Consider the following 298-nt stretch of genomic DNA (forward strand, 5'->3'; position numbering starts at 1 on the left):
ATTTCATCCAGCGCTATGTCTTCCCTGGCGGCATGCTGCCGACACCCTCGATCCTCAAGGCTCTCGGCAAGGATCACGGCCTCGCGCATCTGCGCGAGCGCGTCTTCCCGCAGGACTATGCCCGCACCCTCGCCGAGTGGCGCCAGCGTTTCTGGGGCTCGTGGGAAAAGATCGTCCCGCTCGGCTTCGACGATCGCTTCAAGAAGCTCTGGGAGTTCTATCTGCACTATTGCGAAGCCGGCTTCCGCGCCAGCTACATTGATGTCCGCCAGGTGGTCTACAAGGCCTGAGTGTCTGG

At 61.7% G+C, this 298-nt stretch carries 1 protein-coding gene; it reads left to right on the top strand.

Annotated elements, in window-relative coordinates:
• Window positions 1-290, top strand: a 290-nt coding sequence (locus tag EN818_RS31895) for a class I SAM-dependent methyltransferase (protein ID WP_189524013.1), incomplete at its 5' end; no start/stop codon positions are given.
• Window positions 291-298 lie beyond the last annotated feature (8 nt).

The organism is Mesorhizobium sp. M3A.F.Ca.ET.175.01.1.1 (genome assembly GCF_004791945.1).
GTDB lineage: Bacteria > Pseudomonadota > Alphaproteobacteria > Rhizobiales > Rhizobiaceae > Mesorhizobium.